Source organism: Sabulicella glaciei, assembly GCF_026183895.1.
Classification (GTDB): Bacteria; Pseudomonadota; Alphaproteobacteria; order Acetobacterales; family Acetobacteraceae; genus Roseococcus; species Roseococcus glaciei.
In genome coordinates this window covers 1-18417 of the sequence record NZ_JAPFQI010000007.1, presented here as the reverse complement: position 1 = coordinate 18417, position 18417 = coordinate 1, and the positions used below count along the sequence as shown (strand labels likewise).

The window sequence follows — 18417 nt, the reverse complement described above, 5'->3', positions numbered from 1 at the left end:
ATGGCCAGCGCGAGCATGGCCGCCAGCCCGGGGGATTGGGCGGCGGCACGACCGAGGACGGAGGTGGCCTATGTGGAAGCCCCCATCCGCGCCTTCGCCATCGCCACGATGTTCTGGGGGATCGTCGGCTTCCTGGTGGGCGTCGTCATCGCCTCCCAGCTCGCCTGGCCGGCGCTGAACCTCGGGCTGGAATGGACCAGCTTCGGCCGGCTGCGCCCCGTCCACACCTCCGCCGTCATCTTCGCCTTCGGCGGCAACGCCCTGCTCGGCACCTCGCTCTACATCGTGCAGCGCACCTGCCGCGCGCGGATGTGGGGCGGCGAGGAGATGGGGTGGTGGCTGTTCTGGGGCTACCAGTTCTTCATCGTCACCGCCGCGCTGGGCTACGTGCTCGGCGTCACGCAGGGCAAGGAATACGCAGAGCCGGAGTGGTTCTCCGACCTGTGGCTGACCGTGCTGTGGGTGATGTACCTGCTGGCCTTCGCGGGCACGATCATGCGGCGCGAGGAGCCGCACATCTACGTCGCGAACTGGTTCTTCCTCGCCTTCATCATCACCGTCGCGCTGCTGCACATCGGCAACAACGTCTCCCTGCCGCTGGCGATCACCTCGACCTTCTCCTACGCGGCGCCGGCCGGCGTGCAGGGGGCGATGATCCAGTGGTGGTACGGCCACAACGCGGTGGGCTTCTTCCTGACCGCGGGCTTCCTCGGGATGATGTACTACTTCATCCCCAAGCAGGCGCAGCGACCGGTCTATTCCTACCGCCTGTCCATCGTCCACTTCTGGAGCATCATCTTCCTCTACATCTGGGCGGGCCCGCACCACCTGCACTACACCGCGCTGCCCGACTGGGCGCAGACGCTGGGCATGGTGTTCTCGGTGATGCTGTGGATGCCGAGCTGGGGCGGGATGATCAACGGGATCATGACCCTCTCGGGCGCCTGGGACAAGCTGCGGACGGATGCCGGGCTGCGCTTCAGCGTCACCGCGGTCGCCTTCTACGGCATGTCCACCTTCGAGGGCCCGGTCATGTCCATCAAGGCCGTGAACTCGCTGTCGCACTACACGGACTGGACCATCGGCCACGTGCATTCCGGCGCGCTGGGCTGGAACGGTTTCATCACCTTCGGCGCGCTGTACTGGCTGATCCCGGTGCTGTGGAAGCGCGCGCGGATGTGGAGCGAGGCGCTGATCGCCTGGCACTTCTGGCTCGCAACGCTGGGCATCGTCCTCTACATCACCGCGATGTGGGTGTCCGGCATCATGCAGGGCCTCATGTGGCGCGCCTACGATGAGCTGGGCTTCCTCCAGTACTCCTTCATCGAGACGGTCGCGGCCATGCACCCCTACTACGTGATCCGCGCCATGGGCGGCCTCCTCTACCTCTCGGGCGCGCTCCTCATGGCTTGGAACGTCTTCAAGACCATCACCGCCGGCGAGTCTGTGGAGGAGGCGCGCGTCGCCGCCCCCGCCGCCCAGCCCGTGCCGGCCGAGTGAGCGAGGCAGGACCCATGCTCAAGAAGTTCACCCACGGCACGATCGAGCGGAACGTCATCCTGCTCAGCGTGCTCACCCTGATCACCGTCTCCATCGGCGGGCTGGCGCAGATCGTGCCGCTCTTCACGGTGGAGAGCACGATCGAGCGCGTGCAGGGCGTGCGCCCCTACACCCCGCTGGAGCTGATGGGCCGCAACATCTACGTGCGCGAAGGCTGCTACGCCTGCCACAGCCAGATGGTGCGCCCCTTCCGCGACGAGAACGAGCGCTACGGCCACTACTCGCTGGCGGCGGAAAGCATGTACGACCGCCCGTTCCAGTGGGGCTCCAAGCGCACCGGGCCCGACCTGGCGCGCGTCGGCGGCCGCTACTCGGACGACTGGCAGGCCGCGCACCTGCGCGCCCCGCGCGACCTGGTGCCGGACACGGTCATGCCCGCCTACGCCTTCCTCGACCGCCCGCTCGACTACAGCGGCATCGAGGCGCACCTCCGCGCGCAGCGCGCCCTCGGCGTGCCCTACTCGGAGGAGATGGTGGCGAATGCCCGCGCCGACCTCGAGGCGCAGGCCCGGCCGGACATGGACGCGAGCGGCTTCTCCTCCCGCTACGCCCGGGCCCGCCAGGCCGCCTTCGACGGCAACCCGCAGCGCGTCACCGAGATGGACGCGCTCGTCGCCTACCTGCAGATGCTCGGCACCCTCGTGGATTTCCGCGACGTGACGCCCGAGCAGCTGCGGCAGCAGTGAGGACGGCGCCATGCACGAGCTGCAATCCCTGTTCAGCAGCCTCTGGGTCGCCTGGTTCTTCGTCCTCTTCGGCGGGATCCTGGTCTGGGTGCTGTGGCCGACGCGAAAGAAGACCTGGGAGGAGCGGGGCAAGATGATCCTGCGCGACGACGACCGGGCTGAGAAAGGCTGAACCGACCATGCCGACCAAGATCGAGAAGGACGCCATCTCGGGCCAGATGACCACGGGCCACGAGTGGGACGGTCTCAAGGAACTGGACACCCCGATGCCGCGCTGGTGGCTGTGGACCTTCTACGCCACCGTCGTCTTCGCCCTCGTCTGGGTGGTGATCTACCCCGCCATCCCGGTCAGCGGCCTCACCGGCCTGTCGGGCTGGACGGCGCGCGGGGCGCTTCCGGCCGAGATGGCGGCGGAGCGCGCGCGGATCGAGCCGATGCTGGCGCGGCTGCGCGAGGCGAGCCCTGCCGAGATCGCCGCCGATCCGGAGATGCGCGCATTCGCCCTGGCGGGCGGGCGCGGCGCCTTCAACAACGCCTGCGCCGGCTGCCACGGCGCGGGCGGGCAGGGGGCGCCGGGCTTCCCGTCCCTGGCCGACGATGACTGGCTGTTCGGCGGCAAGCTGGACGAGATCCAGCACACGATCCGCCATGGCGTCCGCGCCGGGGAAAGCGACGACCAGCGCGGCATCGCCATGCCGGCCTTCCTGTCCACCGGCATGATGACCGCTGCCCAAGTGAACGACACCGCCGAATACGTGCTGTCGCTCACCGGCCGCGCCACCAATGCCGAGGCGGCGGGACGCGGCGAGGCGCTGTTCAGCGAGAACTGCGCGAGCTGCCATGGCGAGCGCGGCGAAGGCAACCGCGACATGGGCGCGCCGCGGCTGAACGACCGCATCTGGCTGTTTGGCGGCGACAAGGCCGCGGTGGTGCGCACCATCGCCTATAGCCGCGCGGGCGTGATGCCCTCCTGGCAGGGGCGCCTCGACCCGGCGGTGGTGAACATGCTCACCCTCTACGTCCACTCGCTGGGCGGCGGCGAGTAAGGGAGCCGCGCCATGGGCATGATGCAGGCCGAACGGAAGGGCGAGGCGGCGGCGACGCCCTCCCTCTACGCCTCCCACGTCAAGGTGCAGCCGCGCGCGGTCTCCGGGCCGGTGCGGCGCGCCAAGTGGACGGTGCTGTTCCTGCTGCTCGGCCTCTACTACGCCGTGCCCTGGCTGCGCTGGAACCGCGGGCCGGGCGTGCCCGACCAAGCGGTGCTGGCGGACATGGCCCATGCGCGCCTCTTCCTCGGCCCGATCGAGATCTGGCCGCAGGAGGTCTATTACCTCGTCGGCCTGCTGATCCTGGCCGCGATCGGCCTCTTCGCCGCCACCTCGCTCTTCGGCCGCGTCTGGTGCGGCTTCGCCTGCCCGCAGACCGTCTGGACCGACCTTTTCATGTGGGTCGAGCGCAAGGTGGAGGGCGACCGCAACGCCCGCATCAAGTTGGATGCCGGCCCGCGCGACGCGGCGTGGTGGCGCAAGAAGGCGGCCAAGCACGCCGCCTGGCTGACCATCGCCATGGCCACCGGCGGCGCCTGGATCATGTACTTCAACGACGCGCCCACCGTCACGCGCGAGATGCTGACCGGCGAGGCCAGCCTCACCGTCTATGGCTTCTTCGCCCTGTTCACCGGCACGACCTGGCTGCTGGCCGGCGGCGCGCGGGAGCAGGTCTGCACCTACATGTGCCCCTGGCCGCGCATCCAGGGCGCCATGCTCGACGAGAACTCGCTCGTCGTCTCCTACCGCGAATGGCGCGGCGAGCGGCGCGGCAAGCCCAGCGACGCGACGGCGGGCGACTGCGTGGACTGCAAGGCCTGCGTCCATGTCTGCCCCACCGGCATCGACATCCGCGACGGGCAGCAGCTCGAATGCATCGGCTGCGGCCTGTGCATCGACGCCTGCGACGACGTGATGGGCAGGCTGGGCCGCGAGAAGGGGCTCATTGCCTTCGAGACCCTGTCCAACCTCGCCGCCTCCGCCGCCGCGACCAAGGGCATGGAGCCCGGCCCGGCGCGCCGCGCGGCCGGGATGGCGGCGCGCACCGCGCCCCGCTTCCTGCGGGTCCGCACCTTGATCTACGCCGGCGCGCTCGGCGCGGTGGCCGCGGTCATGCTCGGGGCCTGGGTGATGCGCGAGACCCTGACCATCTCGGTGCTGCCCGACCGCGCGCCGCTCTTCGTGCGCCTGTCCGATGGCGGCATCCGCAACGCCTACACGCTGAAGCTCGCCAACAAGCTGCGCGAGGGCGGGACCCTGACCCTCGAGATCCGTGGTCCTGCGGATCTTTCGCTGATGGTACCCGAGGCGCCACATGACCCGCAGGGACGGCCCCTGCTGCACGCGCGGCCGGACGCCATCGCCTCCTACCGTGCCTTTGTTTCCGCGCCGCCCACCCTCCACCTCCCGGAGCGCGTGGAGGTCACTTTCCGCCTGCTGGACGCAGAGGGCCGCGTCCAGGCCAGCGCCACCTCGGCCTTCCTGGGACCCCGCCCATGAGCACCGAACGCAAGAGCCGCTGGATCCCCTGGGTCTTCGTCGGCGGCATGGGCGTGGTGGTGGCGGTGAATGCGGTGCTGATCACCTCCGCGGTCGGCACCTTCACCGGCGTCACCACCGGCCGCGCCTATGACCGCGGCCGCGCCTACAACCACGTGATCGAGGAAGGCCGCCGCCAGGACGCGCTGGGCTGGACGGCCCGCGTGGCGCGGTCGGGCGGCGACGTCGCCGTCACGGTGACGGATGCCGCGGGCATTCCCGTCAGCGGGCTCCTCGAGGCGGAATTGCTGCGCCCGCTGGATGGCGAGCGCGTCGCCCTCGGCGCCGCCGCCGCGCGCGGGCGTTTCGCCCTCGCCCTGCCGGAAGCGCTGCGCGCCGGCCAGTGGGAGCTGCGCGGCCGCGTTTCCACCGGCGACGGGCGCCATCTCGACATCCGGCATCGCCTCGTCCTGCCGTGAACATCGTCGCCGCCCCTGTCTGCGCCCATTGCGGCGCCCCTTCTCCGACGAGCTTCTGCTGCGACGGATGCGAGGGCGCGCATGCGCTGGTGGCCGGGCTGGGGCTCGACGCCTTCTACCGCCGGCGCGAGGCCGCCATCGGCGAGATGCGACCCGCCGAGGCGCCGCAGATCGACTTCGCCCCCCTGGCGCGCACGGAAGGGCAGGGCGCCTGGACGCTGGAGCTGATGGTCGCCGGCCTTTCCTGCGGCGCCTGCATCTGGCTGGTGGAGCAGGCGCTGGCCGCCGAGCCGGAGGTGCGCCGCGCCCGCGCCAACCTGTCCACGCGCCGCCTCGTCCTCACCTGGGTAGGCGAGGCGGAGCGCGCCAACCACCTCGTGGGCCTCGTGGCGCGGCTGGGCTTCCGCGTCGCCCCCTTCTCGCCGGCCTGCATGCGGGCGACGGAGGATGCGGAAGGTCGCGAGATGCTGCGCGCCCTGGGCATCGCCGCCTTCGGCGCGATGAACGTCATGCTCGTTTCCGTCGCCGTCTGGGCGGGCGGCGAGGATATGGGGCCGCAGACCCGCCACCTCATGCACTGGCTGGCGGCGCTGATCGGCCTGCCGACCGTCGCCGTGGCCGGCATCCCGCTCTTCCGGTCGGCCTGGGCCGGGCTGCGCGCCGGGCGGCTCAACATGGATTGCGCGGTGTCGCTGGGCATCCTGCTCACCACCGCCATGTCGCTCTCCGAGACGCTGCGGAACGGCGACTACACCTGGTATGACGGCGCCACGGCGCTGCTGGCGCTGATGCTGGCGGGCCGCGTGCTGGACCGCGCGGCGCGGCGCAAGGCGCGGCAATCCGTCGCCGAACTCCTGGCCCTGCAGGATGGTAGCGTTTCCGTCCTGGGCGAGGCGCATCCCGTCCCGGTGGACCGCGTCCGCCCCGGCGCGCGCATCCTGGTCGCGACCGGCGAGAGGCTGCGCCTGGACGCGGCGCTGGAGGACGCGGGGGCGCTGCTGGACACCGCCGCCACCACGGGCGAGAGCCTGCCGCGCTCCTTCGCGCGCGACGAGGCGCTGCCGGCCGGCGCGGTCAACATGGGCGCGCCCTTCGTGGCGCGGGTGACCGCCGCCGCCGCCGACGGCTCGCTCGCCGCCATGGCGCGGCTGCTGGAGCGGGCGGAGCAGGCGCGTGGCCGCTGGGCCTCGCTCGCCGACCGGGCGGCCCGCTCCTACGTCCCGGTCGCGCATGTCGTCGCGCTGCTGACCTTTCTCGGCTGGATGGTGCTGGGCGGCGCTTCCTGGCAGGACGCGCTGGTGCCGGCCGTCGCGGCGCTGATCATCACCTGCCCTTGCGGCCTCGCCATCGCCGTGCCGGCGGTGCAGGTCGTCGCCGTGGGCGCGCTGTTCCGCCGCGGCGTGCTGGTGGCGAGCGAGACGGCGCTGGAGCGCCTCGCCTCCGCCGACCACGCGGTGCTGGACAAGACCGGCACGCTGACCGAGGGCAAGCCGCGCCTCCTTCCCGGCGCGTGGGTCGCGGCCGACCTCGACGCCGCCACCGCCCTGGCCGCGGCCAGCCGCCACCCCCTCGCCATCGCGCTGTCCCGCGCCTGTCCCGGCGCCCGGCCGGCCCTGGGGGTGGTGGAGCATCCCGGCCGGGGCATGGAGGCGGAAGGCGCGCGGCTCGGCTCCGCCGCCTTCTGCGGCGTCCCCGACGCCGGGGGCATGGCGCTGCACTTCACCCGCCCGGGCCATACGCCGGTCACGTTCCGCTTCGAGGACGGGCTGCGCGCCGACGCGAAGGAGGCGGTCGCCGCGCTGCGCCGCGCCGGGCTTTCCGTGGAACTCCTGTCCGGCGACGGCGCCGACGTGGTGGCGCGCATCGCCGCCGAGGCCGGCATCGCCGACTGGACCGCCGGGGCGACACCCGAGGCCAAGGCTGCGCGCATCGCCGCCCTGCGCGAGGAAGGGCGGCGCGTGCTGATGGTGGGCGACGGCATCAACGACGCGGCCGCCCTCGCCGCCGCCCATGTCGGCGCCGCGCCTGGCGAGGGGACCGACCTCGCCCAGGCGGCGAGCGACGTGGTGCTGCGCGGCGGCGGGCTGCTGCCGCTGGCCGAGGCGATCGGCGTGGCGCGCCGGGCGCAGCGCCTGGCGCGGCAGAACATCCGCTTCGCCTTCCTCTACAACGCGGTCGCCGTGCCGGTGGCGATCGCGGGCTATGCCACGCCGCTGATCGCGGCGCTGGTGATGGCTTCCTCCTCGCTGATCGTCATCGGCAACTCGCTCCGCGCCGGGAGGACGGATTGATGGACATCCTGGTCTACCTGATTCCGGTGGCGCTGTTCCTGGGAGGGCTGGGGCTGCTCGGCTTCCTGTGGGCCATGCGCTCCGGCCAGTACGAGGATCTGGACGGCGCCGCCGCTCGCATCCTGTTCGACGACACCGAAACCCCGCGAAAGGGACGCTGACCCATGCCTGCCTTCTTTCTGGTCTTCTATGCGCTGATCGCCCTGCTGGGCCTGTTCACCACCGCCGCGGCCGAGGGCTACCTCGCCACCTTCGGGGGGCTGATGGCGCTGTTCGGCCTGGTCATGGCCTATGGCGTGGTGAAGCGGCACTACGACGCGAACGAGGCGCACTGAGCCTCTCAACGTGGCCCGCTTCGCGGGTTTCGCGGCGGGGACCAAGCGCTGATGCTTCGTGGCCGCGCGGCACGGGCCTGATGGAGGAGAGCAGCGCACCCCTGCTGGCCATCCGGCCGCAACGCGGCCGGCGCCGCCAGACCGACAGCCCAGCCCATGCGACCGGGGCGCGGCGAAAGCCAAGCCGCCGGAGGCGGCGCCCGGCGCCTGAGGGCACAAAAAAACCGGCGCCCCGAGGGGCGCCGGCCAATTTCCGTCAAACCGAGTAGTACATCTCGAACTCGACCGGGTGCGGGGTGTGCTCGAAGCGATACACCTCGCTCCACTTCAGCTCGATGTAGCTTTCGAGCTGGTCCTTGCTGAACACGTCGCCGGCCAGCAGGAAGTCGTGATCGGCTTCCAGCGCGCCCAGCGCCTCGCGCAGGCTGCCGCACACGGTCGGGATGCCCTTCAGCTCCTCCGGCGGGAGGTCGTACAGGTCCTTGTCCATGGCGTCGCCCGGGTGGATCTTGTTCTTGATCCCGTCGAGCCCGGCCATGAGCATCGCCGCGAAGGCGAGGTAGGGGTTCGCCGTCGGGTCGGGGAAGCGCACCTCGACGCGCTTCGCCTTCGGGCTCGTCGCGTAGGGGATGCGGCAGGAGGCGGAGCGGTTGCGGGCCGAATAGGCCAGCAGCACGGGCGCCTCGAAGCCTGGGATCAGGCGCTTGTAGGAGTTGGTGGACGGGTTGGTGAAGGCGTTCAGCGCCTTGGCGTGCTTGATGATGCCGCCGATGTAGTACAGCGCCATCTCGGACAGGTCGGCATAGCCGTTGCCCGCGAAGACCGGCTTGCCATCCTTCCAGATGGACTGGTGCACGTGCATGCCCGAGCCGTTGTCGCCATAGACCGGCTTCGGCATGAAGGTCGCGGTCTTGCCGTAGCTGTGCGCGACGTTGTGGATCACGTACTTGTAGATCTGCATGTGGTCGGCCTGGCGGACCAGCGTGCCGAACTTCGTGCCCAGCTCATGCTGGCTCTGCGCCACCTCGTGGTGGTGCTTCTCGCCTTCGACGCCCATCTCGATCATGGTCGAGAGCATCTCGGCGCGCAGGTCCACCTCCGAGTCCACCGGGTTCACCGGGAAGTAGCCGCCCTTCAGACCCGGGCGGTGGCCCATGTTGCCCTCGGGATAGTCCTTCATGGACGCGCCCGGACCCTCGATGGAGTCGAGCTGGAACATGCCGAAATTGCCGCCCGTGCCGAACTTTACGTTGTCGAACACGAAGAACTCGGCCTCGGGGCCGAAGAAGGCGGTGTCGCCGATGCCCGTGCTCTTCAGGTACTCCTCGGCCTTCTTGGCGGTGGAGCGGGGGTCGCGGTTGTAGCGCTGGCCGGTGGACGGCTCGTAGATGTCGCAGACCAGGATCATCTGCGGCTTCGCGGCAAAGGGATCCATGCAGGCGGAGGAGGCGTCGGGCATCAGGATCATGTCCGACTCGTTGATCGCCTTCCAGCCGGCGATGGACGAGCCATCGAACATGATGCCTTCCTCGAACATCTCCGGCTCGATCGTCGAGACGTGCTGCGCCGTGTGGTGCCACTTGCCGCGCGGGTCGGTGAACCGGAAGTCCACGTACTCCACGCTGTTCTCCTTGATCATGTCCATGACCTTGGAGACGGCCTCGGAGGAATTCATCGCCATGCTGTCTCTATCCCGTTGCTGCGTCCTTGAATGCTTCGCCGCCGCTTCGCGCCGCGCGGCCGCCACGCTTCCGTCCCGGGACGCACCGGGACGGTTCGCGGCTGAACTCGTGCCGTCCGTGCCTTAGACGGCGTCCTCGCCCCGTTCGCCGGTGCGGATGCGGATCACCTCCGCGATGTCGGACACGAAGATCTTGCCGTCGCCGATGCGCCCCGTGCGGGCGGCGGCGGTGATCGCCTCCACCGCGCGGTCCAGCATGTCATCGGCGCAGACCACCTCGATCTTCACCTTGGGCAGGAAGTCCACGACATACTCCGCGCCGCGATAAAGCTCGGTGTGGCCCTTCTGCCGGCCGAAGCCCTTCGCCTCGATGACGGTGAGGCCCTGAAGCCCGATCTCGTGCAGCGCATCCTTCACCTCGTCGAGCTTGAAGGGCTTGATGATGGCCTCGATCTTCTTCATCGCATCCGTCGTGTCTGGCGCAGGCGGTGGTCGGCCCGCTGGTTTCCTTGCGGCCCGGCGCGATGCGTGCCGCCCCAGGTCCGGATTGGTGTTTGGCATGGTGGCGGCGGGGGGCGCAATCATGGCCGGGCGGGGGAATCAGGGGGGGCCAGGCGTGGCACCGCCTGAAAGCGCGGCAGGATGCCTGCGGCTTGGGCAGGCATTGCCGGCCGGGTCGCCCCGCCCCAGAATAGGGGCCTCCGCCGCGCCTGAAGGTTTCCGATCCGATGCAGCCCCAGAACCACCTGCTTTCCGCCACCGGCACCACCATCTTCACGGTGATGTCCGCCCTCGCGGTGCAGCACGGGGCGATCAACCTCGGCCAGGGCTTCCCGGATTATGACGGGCCGGAGGACGTGATCGAGGCCGCGGCGGCCGCGCTGAAGGACGGCCGCAACCAGTACCCGCCCCTGACCGGCGTGCCCGAGCTTCGCCGTGCCGTGGCCGAGGCGAACCGCCGCTTCTACGGGATCGAGGTGGACCCGGACCGCGAGGTGGTCGTCACCTCCGGCGCCACCGAGGCCATCACCGCCTGCCTGATGGCCGTGCTGAACCCGGGCGACGAGTGCGTGTTGCTGGAGCCGCTCTACGACACCTACCTGCCGGTGGTGCGCCTGCTGGGCGCCGTGCCGAAGCTGGTGCGCCTGTCGCCACCCAAGTGGGAATTGCCGCGCGCCGAGCTGGCCGCCGCCTTCGGGCCGAAGACCAAGGCGATCCTGCTCAACACGCCGATGAACCCTTCCTCCAAGGTGTTCACCGCCGCGGAACTCGCCTTCATCGCCGACCTGCTGGAGCGCCACGACGCCTATGCCGTGTGCGACGAGGTGTACGAGCACCTGACCTATGACGGCTGGAAGCACATCCCGCTGATGACCCTGCCCGGGATGCGCCCCCGCTGCATGCGCGTGGGCAGCGCGGGCAAGACCTTCAGCCTGACGGGCTGGAAGGTCGGCTACGTCACCTGCGACGCCACGCTGCAGCCCAACGTGGCCAAGGCGCACCAGAACCTGACCTTCACCACCCCGCCCAACCTGCAGCGCGCCGTGGCGGTTGGGCTGGCGAAGGATGATGGCTACTTCGCCTCGCTGTCCGGCGAGTTGCAGGCCCGGCGCGACCTGCTGGCCGAGGGGCTGGCGCGGCTGGGCTTCGCCGTGCTGCCGGCCCAGGGCTCGTACTTCGTCACCGCCGACATCCGCTCGGTCGGTTTCGCGGGGGATGACGTGGCCTTCTGCCGCGCCCTGACGGAGGAAGCGAAGGTGACCGCCATCCCTGTCACCGCCTTCTATGCCGGGCCGGACGCGCCGAACCACTACGCGCGCTTCGCCTTCTGCAAGAACGAAGCCGTCCTGCGCGAGGCGCTGGCGCGCATCGGCGCCTGGGTCGCGCAGCGCGGCGACCGGCGCGAAGCGGGGTAGGGGCCTCAGGCGGCGTCGGACGCCTCTGCTTCCCGGCAGAACTCGTAGCCCGCCACGTCCGCGCGCTGCCACCGGCGGCAGGCCTTGCGGACGACGCCGCCCGGCAGGTGCAGGACCGCTTTCTCCGGGGCCGGATCAGGGTCCAGAAGGTGGATGCGGGCGCCGTGGATGGACATGTCGAGCACCACGCAGCCGTTGGAAACGCCGCCGGCCACGATGCGGCCGCCGCTGATCATGGATGTTCGGGCCGCCCGACGGCGTTCCGGTGTCGCTTTTCCCGCCATTCCTCTTGAATGGCAGACCGTGTCGAAAGTTTGACCGTGCTTTGCAAAAAAGGGAAGGTTTCGTCCCGGCGGCCTGGCGCGGTGCCTGAGCGTGACGTATCGGGGGGTCGGAGCACCGCAGGACAGGGCCCCGGAACACGGGGAAGCCGCGCGGCCTTCTAGGTGGTGCGCTGAGGACCGCTGGAGCCATGGGCGAGGCTTCGTGGCCTCCGCGCAGCCGCAACCGCCTCCTCCGCGTCACGTTGCGCGGGGATGGAGCAGCAGATCACCATCGCCCGCCCGGCCCCCGAGGTCTTCGCCTACCTGGCCGACCCCGCCCATCTGCGCGACTGGCTGACGCACCTACGCCGCGACGACACGGAACTGCCGGAAGGTGGGCTGGAAAGCGACCGCTCCGCCGGAACGGTGCGCTGGTCCTTCGACCCGGCCGGGGAATGGCGGGTGCAGGAAGTGGACGGGGTGACGCGGCTGATCCTGCACCTCCAGCGCGACACCGCCCCAGCCGCCGACCCGACCGGCCCGGAGACGCCGGAGGACGCCGCCCGCTTCAGCGCCGAGGCCGCGCTGCAAAGCCTGAAGTCGCATCTCGAGCGCGCGGGGGGCGGCGACCCGGATCTGCGCACCGCCGATGTTTCGAGCCGTGCCTACGGCCACAGCGCCACGCAGGACCCGGACATCTGAGTGCCCGTCCGGCTGCCGTCTGCATACGGTGGCAGGAGGGGTTCCGCTCCCCAGTCGGCGTCAGGTCATCGGACCCGCGCCACCGCCCCTGCCCATAGATTGGCCCCATAGAACAGGGCCGCGGCCAGCAGGAGCCTGAGCGCGACCTCGGTGGCGCCGAGGCCGGATGGGGCAAGCGAGATGTCGTGGACGAGCCAGAAGCCGAGCACGATCACGAGCAAGGTGGCCCCGATCACGCCGATGCCTCCCAGCAGCGCGCGGCGCAGCCCGATCTGGCGGCGCACCCGAAGCAGCCTGACCCCGCTCCGCATCGCGATCGCGAGCAGGACGAGGGCATAGAGCAGCATCAGCAGGAAAATGGCCTCGCCCCCCTGCGGTCCGGCGCCAGGGATGAAGTCGCGGAAGTACTGGTAGAAGCCCAGGAGCGGCGCCAGAACCACGGCATGCTTGAGCGCGCCCAGGAAGCCCCGCACGGAGCGGCCTCCGGCGGCCTGGTTCAGGCGAAGCCGGCGCGGGAGGGGAGGTTCAGCCGCTTGAGCGCCATCACCACGGGGCACAGACCGGTGAAGGAAGCCTGGATCAGATGCGCGCCCATGGCGCCGGTGAGCCACAGCCAGCGGATGTCATGCAGGGCCGCAAGCAGCACGCTGCCCAGCACGACGACGCCAACCACAAGAAGGATCGTCCGCTCCACGGTCATTTCCTGAGCCTCCCACGGGGGATCGAGCATGGTGGCGGGTTGTGGGGGCCAGCAAGTCCTTTCTCGGCGACGCCGGCGGTCCTGTTCGGCGCCGGCATTCCGGCCCTCGCGCCAGATGCGGCGTGCCCGGCCGCCAGATCCGAAGGCGGCACCCACGGAGAAGGTGAAGGTGCCGACCAGCTTCACGTCATGCGTCTGCAAGCGGCAGGTGCGATAGGGCGATGGCGCTGGGCTGGATCTGACGGTCGTACCTCGTGACACGAAGTCCCGGTTGTTCTGCGACACCTGCACGGCAGGGCGCATCCTTCCGGGTACGAAGCGGAACATGCCGCTGTCGGCCGACATGCGCCGGATGAACGCCGACTGGCCCGGGACACTCCCGCATCCTGGCGCGATCCCAATGGACAGTATGCGGTACTGCATGGCTCCCGCGCGACCTGGGTGGACGAGGCACCCGCTTGCATGAGCGCGAGGCAGCGGAAAAGGCGCGCACGCATGAAGTCAGCACCAAGGCGCCTATCGCCGCTTCGGCCAGTTCCACCGGCGAGTTCCGCGCATGCGCGAGTGCGCTGAGCACGGCGCTGGACTCCGCGCCGACCACGCTGCCACGCGCGACCGACGCACCGGCGGCGCATGACCCAGGAAGACTTGGTGCGACATGCGGAAGCGTCGGCTTGATCGCAGCCAAATATGACCGATTGACCGCCAACTATGCTTTCGGCATCGCCCCCGCCCCGCCCAGCACTGGGTATTCATACCTAGGAATTAGATGGGTTGCCATGGGTTTCGGGCTTGGCTTAAAGGCCGGTCTTCATTTCCTGAAAGTTCGGGGGGGCCTGAGAGTGGCGAATTTGACTGTTGGACAGGGCAAGCAGTTCTCGACGATTTCTGGTGCCATTGCCGCATCACGTGACGGGGACGTCATCTCGATCGATGCCGGAACCTATAAGAATGACTTCGCCACCATCAACACGAAGATCACCCTCCAGGGCGTGGGTGGCATGGTGAAGATGGTGGCCACCGCGGCGCCGCCGAACGGCAAGGCCATCCTGGTCACCAACAGCGATGTCACCATCAAGGGGCTGGAGTTCTCCGGCACCAAGGTTCCCGATGGGAACGGGGCCGGCATCCGCTACCAGGCGGGCCACCTGACCATCACGGACAGCTACTTCCACCACAACGAGAACGGCATCCTCACGGCCTCGAACACCGCGGGCAGCATCACCATCCGCAACTCGGAGTTCAGCCATAACGGCGTGGGCGACGGGCGCACCCACAATCTCTACGTCGGCAAGATCGGCTCGCTGAAGATCGACAACAGCTATTTCCACGATGCCAAGGTGGGGCACCAGATCAAGAGCCGCGCGCTCGAGACCACCATCACGAATTCTCGCATCGCCGAGGGGGAGGGTAACGGCTCCTACAGCGTGGACCTGCCCAATGGCGGCCGCGCGAAGATCCAGAACAACGTGATCGAGCAGGGGGCCAAGTCCGGCAATCCGGTGATCGTGTCCTTCGGCGTGGAGAAGAACCTCCATGCAAGCAACAGCATCGAGATCAGCGGCAACACGGTCTCGAACCTCCTTGGCTCCTCGTCCTCGAAGCTTCTGTGGAACACGACGCCGGTCACCGCCACGGTGAAGGACAACAGCGTCTTCGGGCTTTCGCCGAAGCAGTATGCCGACGGTCCGGCGACCATGTCGGGGACGAAGGTGCTGACCACCAAGCCGGCCTTCGACACCTCGGCGCCATGGGCGCACACCTCCGTCCCGGCCCCGGAGCCGACTCCGGCGCCCCCACCAGCTCCGGCACCGGCACCTGCGCCAGTTCCTGTGCCGACGCCGGTCCCTGTTCCAACGCCAACGCCAACGCCGGCTCCGGAGCCCACTCCGGCTCCGGCACCCGTTCCGGCTCCGGCACCCGTTCCGGGCCCGGTGGATGGTTCAAAGCCCATCGGCACTCCCCGCAACGACATCATCACCCTCCCTGGCGTGGCGAAGGGGATCACCGTGGATCTGGGGGAGGGCCGCGATGCCCTTGCGCTCTCCTCGGCTGGTCCGAACACGGTGACGGTGCTCAACACGGAGGTGATCACGGGCGGCTCGCAGGCGGACACGGTCACGCTGGGCGCGGCCACCACCAACGCCGTCATCGACCTCGGCGCCGGCAATGACCGCCTGGTGCTGGCCAACGGAACCAACACGGTCACCGTCTCCAATGTCGAGACGGTGATCGGCGGCACGGGGGTCGACACGGTCATCCTGGCGCCCAACCTGTCGCACACGATCCAGCTCCAGGGGATCGAGCGCGTGGTGGGCGGCACCCAGGCGGACACCGTGACGCTGATGGCGGCCGTGAACGGGATGGTGGTGGACCTGGGCGGCGGGCGGGACCAGCTCAAGCTCGCGGCCGGCACCAACTCGGTCACCGTGTCCAACACGGAGCTGGTGATCGGCAACTCGGGCACGGACCAGATCAAGGCCACCGGCAACACGGCGACGCGGCTCGAGGGCCGGGACGGCGACGACTACCTGACCGGCGGCGGTGGGGCGGACGTGATCGTCGGCGGGCTGGGCCAGGACCGGATGACCGGCGGCGGCGGGCCGGACCGGTTCGTGTTCACCTCGACGCTGGACTCCATGCTGGCGGCGCCGGACCGCATCACCGACTTCAAGCCGGGCCAGGACCTTCTGGCCTTCGAGGGGCTGGGCCACAAGAACTTCATGTGGCTGGGTGCGAACGGCTTCACCAAGCTGGGCTTCACCCAGGCCCGCTTCAACGACGCGACCTCGACCATGCAGCTCGACGTGAACGGCGATGGCCTCGCCGACATGGCCATCCAGATGGACGGCATCAAGGCCTCCATGCTGTCCCAGAAGGACTTCTCCTTCCTGTGACGCAACACCCGCCGGGCCCCGCAAAACGGGGCCCGGCTTCCTGGCGCTCGGCGTGCAAGGGCCGCACCATTGCGCGCACATCATCCGGTCAGCACGACGAGCCGCCGACCCGGGCAGGGGTCCCGCACGGGGACGTATCTGGGCGTCCGCGATGACATCTTGACGACGCGGCGCTTGGCGCGGGCTTCCTGAACGGGAGGAGCCGTGTATCGCCGCTGGACGGGCGTGGCGTGCTGAGAGATCGCAGGACATGTGCCGTTCTCCTTCCCGCACTGTGTTCCGAGTTTCTGCGAACCGGGCATCACGAGTGAAGAAGCGACCACATGGCCAGCGGGACGGTTCAGGACGATCCGCTTCAACGCGTTCTGTCTGGACGGAGTGATGCGCAACCGGCGGGCGAGCAACGTGGCGGAACTGCCGGTTCGCGACGGGCCAGCCTAGCCCCACACTGGCGACCGGCACGATCGCGGCTGCAGTCGATCTCCCGCGCCTTGTCGCGCTGATGCACGACTGGGCTGCGCACTGTCCGGAAACCCCCGTTCGTCTTGCCGGCGCACAAGACCGGCTGACGACGCGCAGTCGCGAGAGACACAGACACGGCCCTCGAAAATGACCCGCTCAGCGAGACGGACGGAAGCGAAGATCAGTTCCGTCGCGTAGCGAGCAGCAGGTACCCCGAGCCAGCTTTGATGAGATTCGTGTCGTAGGCGTGCTCCAGCACGGCACGGATCACCTGAAAGGCGGGAAGGGCGCTTTCCTTGAGATCCTCGACGACAAGCCAGCCATTCGGGGCAAGCACGTCAAGCGCGAAAAGGATCGCGCCGATATTGGCATCCGGCGCATGCAGCCCGTCGTCGATAACGATGTCATAAGGCGCTTCGGCCCCCAGCGAGCGTAGTTCCGCGAAGGACCCAAGGTCACGCTGGTCGACGAAATGGGTCGTGATCCGGTCTTCCTGGAAGAGGATGGCACGGTCTATGTCGGCCCCTCGAACTTGCGCGTCAGGAAGAAAGTCGCGGAAGGCGCGGAGCGAGGCGCCGGGCTTGCCGTCCTCTCCCATGTGGGAAACGAGCGTGACGTTGGGCGTGCCTATTCCAATCTCAAGCAGATGGCGCACCTTTGCGGTGTCCGGGAAGCGGGCGAAAAGTTCCCCGTAGACCGGGTGGTAGCCGTTCATCGAACCCTTATCGCTGCCATGCTCGTCGAAGAGGCGCTTCAGGCGTTCCGCGTTCCTCCGGCCACGTTCGCTGGCACAGAACTCTTCTGCCGTCTGCATCACCGCGGTTCCAGGCGAAATCCGTGCCGCGAGATCAGCCAGAAGAGGGAATGTGCGGCGCGCCGAAATCAAGCCGTGCTCCGCAAGCATGGCGGAGGCTCCGCGCGAATTCGGCACGAACAGGTCGAGATCCTGGAAAACACACTCGACGATCACCTGCGCCTTGACCTGGCGCTTCCAATCTTGTGCGAAAGGAAACACTCGGCTCATTCGGCTGATTGCGGATAATGCGCTGGACATTCTATGCCTCCAACCCTTCTCGCGAAGACAGCGCATCCGCGCACAGAGGCGCTGGCGCCAGGAGTTGAGAAGGCTAGCAGGGCGAGAGCCTGCTTCGAAACTTTCCTGCGACAAGGGAGGGCGTGGCGCGGCCTGCGGCGTGGCGGTCAGAAGCGAAGCGCCATCAGCACCTCGTCGTGGTATTCGCCCCCGACCTTCAAGGCTCTTGGCTCGACGCCATATGGTCGGAAACCGAGTTGGGTGTAGAGCCGGACCGCCGCCACGTTGGACGCCACGACCGAGAGCCGAACTTCCTCGACCACGTCCTTCGCGTGCGCCAAGACGCGCTCTGCCAGGGCCGCCGCGAGGCCGCTTCCACAGACCTCCGAACGGACGAACATTCCCCACAGCACGCCCTTGTGCCTCGCTTTGGCGGCGCCGCTCACGTGCAGCGCCGCCACTCCGGCAAGATCTGGATCACCGTCGCGCCAGCCGCCCCACACCACGTTGAGATCCAGGCGCTCCGCGAACCACTCAACGGTCCTACCCGCCTCATCCTCGAACGACGCCCCGAACGCCTCCGGATGGCTGCGCAACCCCAGCAGGCGCAGGTCGCGGTATGTCAGTGCGTCGGAGGCGCCGAGCCGCCGGAGCGTGAAGCTGGGGCTCATGGCGCCTTCCTGGTTCTCGGTGGGCAGAGCGTATCCGGTCCTGGCGTCCACTAGAACGGGCAGGCCAGACGTTCCGAGCGCATTCCGAAGCAGGCTCTGAGCTCGACTTTGGCCATTCAGGCGGCATGGCAGAGGGCATAGGCGATGCCCTCGCGGAGGGCTTGCGGGAGTTTTGCGGCATCGGCCGACTGCCGGGACACGGCGAAACCCTGCTCA

19 protein-coding genes are annotated in these 18417 nt (G+C 69.1%); 12 read left to right on the top strand and 7 right to left on the bottom strand.

The features are described from left to right. From ccoN to OF850_RS10765, 9 genes are read left to right on the top strand one after another with little or no spacing between them, the layout of a single operon-like run. Entirely contained in the window at positions 1 to 1500 is a 1500-nt protein-coding gene (ccoN, locus tag OF850_RS10805; protein ID WP_301590097.1) for a cytochrome-c oxidase, cbb3-type subunit I, read from the top strand. A 14-nt stretch (positions 1501 to 1514) separates the two neighbouring features. Continuing rightward, positions 1515 to 2246 carry a cytochrome-c oxidase, cbb3-type subunit II gene (gene ccoO / locus OF850_RS10800; RefSeq protein ID WP_301590096.1) on the top strand — a complete coding sequence of 244 codons (732 nt, stop codon included), beginning with the start codon at positions 1515 to 1517 and terminating at the stop codon, positions 2244 to 2246. A 10-nt stretch (positions 2247 to 2256) separates the two neighbouring features. Further along, complete coding sequence (locus OF850_RS10795; RefSeq protein ID WP_301590094.1) at positions 2257 to 2418, top strand: cbb3-type cytochrome oxidase subunit 3; 162 nt, start codon at positions 2257 to 2259, stop codon at positions 2416 to 2418. Between the two features lie 7 nt (positions 2419 to 2425). Then, complete coding sequence (ccoP, locus tag OF850_RS10790; RefSeq protein WP_301590093.1) at positions 2426 to 3292, top strand: cytochrome-c oxidase, cbb3-type subunit III; 867 nt, start codon at positions 2426 to 2428, stop codon at positions 3290 to 3292. A gap of 12 nt (positions 3293 to 3304) precedes the next feature. Continuing rightward, positions 3305 to 4792 carry a cytochrome c oxidase accessory protein CcoG gene (gene ccoG, locus OF850_RS10785; RefSeq protein ID WP_368044686.1) on the top strand — a complete coding sequence of 496 codons (1488 nt, stop codon included), beginning with the start codon at positions 3305 to 3307 and terminating at the stop codon, positions 4790 to 4792. Beyond that, on the top strand, positions 4789 to 5250 hold the full coding sequence (locus OF850_RS10780) for a FixH family protein (protein ID WP_301590092.1): 462 nt from the start codon (positions 4789 to 4791) through the stop codon (positions 5248 to 5250). Before ccoG ends, OF850_RS10780 begins: the two co-directional genes overlap by 4 nt. Next, positions 5247 to 7541: a heavy metal translocating P-type ATPase gene (locus OF850_RS10775; protein ID WP_301590091.1), complete on the top strand. Its 2295-nt coding sequence runs from the start codon at positions 5247 to 5249 to the stop codon at positions 7539 to 7541. Before OF850_RS10780 ends, OF850_RS10775 begins: the two co-directional genes overlap by 4 nt. Further along, a complete protein-coding gene (ccoS, locus tag OF850_RS10770; protein ID WP_207537599.1) occupies positions 7541 to 7702 on the top strand; it encodes a cbb3-type cytochrome oxidase assembly protein CcoS in 162 nt (53 codons plus the stop codon). The genes OF850_RS10775 and ccoS overlap by 1 nt, the downstream gene beginning before the upstream one ends. A gap of 3 nt (positions 7703 to 7705) precedes the next feature. Beyond that, complete coding sequence (locus OF850_RS10765) at positions 7706 to 7876, top strand: hypothetical protein (RefSeq protein WP_301590089.1); 171 nt, start codon at positions 7706 to 7708, stop codon at positions 7874 to 7876. Positions 7877 to 8132: 256 nt separating this feature from the next. Here OF850_RS10765 and glnA read toward each other — a convergent pair whose 3' ends face one another. Both glnA and OF850_RS10755 read right to left on the bottom strand, forming a co-directional pair. After that, positions 8133 to 9557, bottom strand: a complete 1425-nt coding sequence (gene glnA, locus OF850_RS10760) for a type I glutamate--ammonia ligase (protein WP_301590088.1) — start codon at positions 9555 to 9557, stop codon at positions 8133 to 8135. 123 nt (positions 9558 to 9680) lie between these two features. Next, positions 9681 to 10019: a P-II family nitrogen regulator gene (locus OF850_RS10755; protein ID WP_301590087.1), complete on the bottom strand. Its 339-nt coding sequence runs from the start codon at positions 10017 to 10019 to the stop codon at positions 9681 to 9683. Between the two features lie 266 nt (positions 10020 to 10285). Between OF850_RS10755 and OF850_RS10750 the strand changes: the two genes are divergently transcribed. Then, entirely contained in the window at positions 10286 to 11473 is a 1188-nt protein-coding gene (locus OF850_RS10750; protein ID WP_301590086.1) for an aminotransferase, read from the top strand. A 5-nt stretch (positions 11474 to 11478) separates the two neighbouring features. Here the strand turns inward: OF850_RS10750 and OF850_RS10745 are convergent, their stop codons facing one another. Next, complete coding sequence (locus OF850_RS10745; protein ID WP_301590085.1) at positions 11479 to 11709, bottom strand: hypothetical protein; 231 nt, start codon at positions 11707 to 11709, stop codon at positions 11479 to 11481. A gap of 300 nt (positions 11710 to 12009) precedes the next feature. Here OF850_RS10745 and OF850_RS10740 point away from each other — a divergent pair, with 300 nt between their 5' ends. Continuing rightward, positions 12010 to 12438 (top strand): SRPBCC family protein, encoded by a 429-nt coding sequence (locus OF850_RS10740; protein ID WP_301590084.1) that lies wholly within the window; start codon positions 12010 to 12012, stop codon positions 12436 to 12438. Between the two features lie 65 nt (positions 12439 to 12503). Here OF850_RS10740 and OF850_RS10735 read toward each other — a convergent pair whose 3' ends face one another. Both OF850_RS10735 and OF850_RS10730 read right to left on the bottom strand, forming a co-directional pair. After that, the gene (locus OF850_RS10735; protein ID WP_301590082.1) at positions 12504 to 12911 is read right to left on the bottom strand and encodes a hypothetical protein; all 408 of its coding nucleotides are present in this window, start codon (positions 12909 to 12911) and stop codon (positions 12504 to 12506) included. A 23-nt stretch (positions 12912 to 12934) separates the two neighbouring features. After that, a complete protein-coding gene (locus OF850_RS10730; protein ID WP_301590081.1) occupies positions 12935 to 13483 on the bottom strand; it encodes a YgaP family membrane protein in 549 nt (182 codons plus the stop codon). A gap of 497 nt (positions 13484 to 13980) precedes the next feature. On the opposite strand from OF850_RS10730, the gene OF850_RS10725 reads away from it, so the two are divergent. Next, complete coding sequence (locus tag OF850_RS10725; protein WP_301590080.1) at positions 13981 to 16035, top strand: calcium-binding protein; 2055 nt, start codon at positions 13981 to 13983, stop codon at positions 16033 to 16035. 643 nt (positions 16036 to 16678) lie between these two features. On the opposite strand, the gene OF850_RS10720 is transcribed toward OF850_RS10725, so the two are convergent. Next, entirely contained in the window at positions 16679 to 17551 is an 873-nt protein-coding gene (locus OF850_RS10720) for a class I SAM-dependent methyltransferase (RefSeq protein ID WP_301590078.1), read from the bottom strand. Positions 17552 to 17697: 146 nt separating this feature from the next. Next, positions 17698 to 18201, bottom strand: coding sequence for a GNAT family N-acetyltransferase (locus OF850_RS10715; protein ID WP_301590076.1), 504 nt, complete (start codon positions 18199 to 18201; stop codon positions 17698 to 17700). Positions 18202 to 18417 lie beyond the last annotated feature (216 nt).

Bases quoted from the DNA above. Each gene is read 5' to 3' on its own strand.
- OF850_RS10745 (WP_301590085.1), bottom strand. From the start codon at position 11,709: ATGATCAGCGGCGGCCGCATCGTGGCCGGCGGCGTTTCCAACGGCTGC.
- OF850_RS10715 (WP_301590076.1), bottom strand. From the start codon at position 18,201: ATGAGCCCCAGCTTCACGCTCCGGCGGCTCGGCGCCTCCGACGCACTG.
- OF850_RS10795 (WP_301590094.1), top strand. From the start codon at position 2,257: ATGCACGAGCTGCAATCCCTGTTCAGCAGCCTCTGGGTCGCCTGGTTC.
- ccoP (WP_301590093.1), top strand. From the start codon at position 2,426: ATGCCGACCAAGATCGAGAAGGACGCCATCTCGGGCCAGATGACCACG.
- glnA (WP_301590088.1), bottom strand. From the start codon at position 9,557: ATGGCGATGAATTCCTCCGAGGCCGTCTCCAAGGTCATGGACATGATC.
- ccoN (WP_301590097.1), top strand. From the start codon at position 1: ATGGCCAGCGCGAGCATGGCCGCCAGCCCGGGGGATTGGGCGGCGGCA.
- OF850_RS10720 (WP_301590078.1), bottom strand. From the start codon at position 17,551: ATGTCCAGCGCATTATCCGCAATCAGCCGAATGAGCCGAGTGTTTCCT.
- OF850_RS10750 (WP_301590086.1), top strand. From the start codon at position 10,286: ATGCAGCCCCAGAACCACCTGCTTTCCGCCACCGGCACCACCATCTTC.
- ccoS (WP_207537599.1), top strand. From the start codon at position 7,541: ATGGACATCCTGGTCTACCTGATTCCGGTGGCGCTGTTCCTGGGAGGG.
- ccoG (WP_368044686.1), top strand. From the start codon at position 3,305: ATGGGCATGATGCAGGCCGAACGGAAGGGCGAGGCGGCGGCGACGCCC.
- OF850_RS10755 (WP_301590087.1), bottom strand. From the start codon at position 10,019: ATGAAGAAGATCGAGGCCATCATCAAGCCCTTCAAGCTCGACGAGGTG.
- OF850_RS10765 (WP_301590089.1), top strand. From the start codon at position 7,706: ATGCCTGCCTTCTTTCTGGTCTTCTATGCGCTGATCGCCCTGCTGGGC.
- OF850_RS10730 (WP_301590081.1), bottom strand. From the start codon at position 13,483: ATGTCGGCCGACAGCGGCATGTTCCGCTTCGTACCCGGAAGGATGCGC.
- ccoO (WP_301590096.1), top strand. From the start codon at position 1,515: ATGCTCAAGAAGTTCACCCACGGCACGATCGAGCGGAACGTCATCCTG.
- OF850_RS10740 (WP_301590084.1), top strand. From the start codon at position 12,010: ATGGAGCAGCAGATCACCATCGCCCGCCCGGCCCCCGAGGTCTTCGCC.
- OF850_RS10780 (WP_301590092.1), top strand. From the start codon at position 4,789: ATGAGCACCGAACGCAAGAGCCGCTGGATCCCCTGGGTCTTCGTCGGC.